The 1266-nt window shown below is 41.2% G+C and carries 2 protein-coding genes; both read right to left on the bottom strand.

The window, feature by feature from the left end:
• Window positions 1–53: 53 nt before the first annotated feature.
• Window positions 54–176 carry a hypothetical protein gene (locus tag F6K53_RS43380; protein ID WP_293063437.1) on the bottom strand — a complete coding sequence of 41 codons (123 nt, stop codon included), beginning with the start codon at window positions 174–176 and terminating at the stop codon, window positions 54–56.
• A 467-nt stretch (window positions 177–643) separates the two neighbouring features.
• A complete protein-coding gene (locus F6K53_RS43375; protein ID WP_075902663.1) occupies window positions 644–898 on the bottom strand; it encodes a hypothetical protein in 255 nt (84 codons plus the stop codon).
• Window positions 899–1266 lie beyond the last annotated feature (368 nt).

The following is a 1266-nucleotide window of genomic DNA, read 5'->3' as shown; positions in this document are numbered from 1 at the left end:
AATTTTGCACAGGGTATCCATGGAATTGCTATATATTCTAGCAATTATCATAGTTATGAGGTACACAATTTCGGTATTTTAGGGAACAGGTAACAGCGGATCACCGGAACAGAGAAGAGAGAAGAGAGAATAGGGAATAGGGAATAGGGATGCGCTACCTCAATACTGTACCTCATAACTGCGATAAACGCTATATGTACTGATAAACAAAGCCGAACGCGCCCCGCGTGGCCTACGGCCTTAAATGCTGGGCAAGTCAGCACAACAGTCTTAAAAAAAAACACCAATAAAACAGAGCGGCAGGGTTTGAATTACCGCAAGAAAAGTTGAGCCATTGAGCGCGATAGGTTATGAGTAATAGTTTTAATTCACATCAAATAAGGCTCCACTTTTCAAGGTTTTTTCTCCACTCAGGTTTACACTAGCCTTTTTTCAAGGCAAGGATGATACCTGCGATCGCACTACCGGATTTCATCCCATTACCCTAACATCGCTTTCTCATCCCCACCGAACCATTTTAATTTATAAATTAATATACGGGTTTCTTAGGCTACTCCGTAAACCCTGAGCATCGAAGTCACTGGGAACTTTGCTTGTTTGTATCATCTTCCGGAGCTTTCCTCTCAGCTGACTAAGACTTAAGTCATTGCGCCATACCTCTATAAATAGCCTGAGCAATTTCCTTACCCATGTCTGTGGGATTGTGGGTTTTAGTTAAGTTTAAATTCACGGGTACAGTGGGAATATTGGTACTATTTTGCCAATTTCGAGGTAGTCCCTTCACCTTAAGCAAACGGGATAATTCTGCTTCCACCGCTGCTTGTAAGCGTACCCGTTCTAGTCTATTCAGGTCAATTCCTTCTATGCTTAGCTCTGGGATTTTAATGGTAATGTTCATCTAGGGAGTAGGGAGTAGGGAAAGGCAAGAGGCAAGAGGCAAGAGGCAAAAGGCAAGAGTTAATCAACTCTAGAGGTATTTTGGGTTATGTAAAAAACGGTAATCAATAAATACTAGATATAACTCTGCCCAATTATATAAATTTAATTATTTACTGACCCTAATTTCAGCACTTTAGCTATCCTTACTTATACTAACTCTGTCAAAACGATATAAGTGTAGACTTAATTATCCCAAATAATTACCGTTTTTTACCTTGCCGAAAATTCCGATTCCCGATTCCCGATTCCCGATTCCCGATTCCCGATTCCCGATTCCCGATTCCCGATTCCCGATTCCCGATTCCCGATTCCCTGTTACCTCAAATT

It is taken from the genome of Moorena sp. SIO4A1 (assembly GCF_010672065.1).
Classification (GTDB): domain Bacteria; phylum Cyanobacteriota; class Cyanobacteriia; order Cyanobacteriales; family Coleofasciculaceae; genus Moorena.
The sequence above is the reverse complement of the archived record's forward strand: the minus strand, read 5'-3'. Positions and strand labels throughout refer to the sequence as shown.

Excerpts from the sequence above, each read along its gene's own strand:
- F6K53_RS43375 (WP_075902663.1), bottom strand. The coding sequence starts at position 898 with ATGAACATTACCATTAAAATCCCAGAGCTAAGCATAGAAGGAATTGAC.
- F6K53_RS43380 (WP_293063437.1), bottom strand. The coding sequence starts at position 176 with ATGAGGTACAGTATTGAGGTAGCGCATCCCTATTCCCTATTCCCTATT.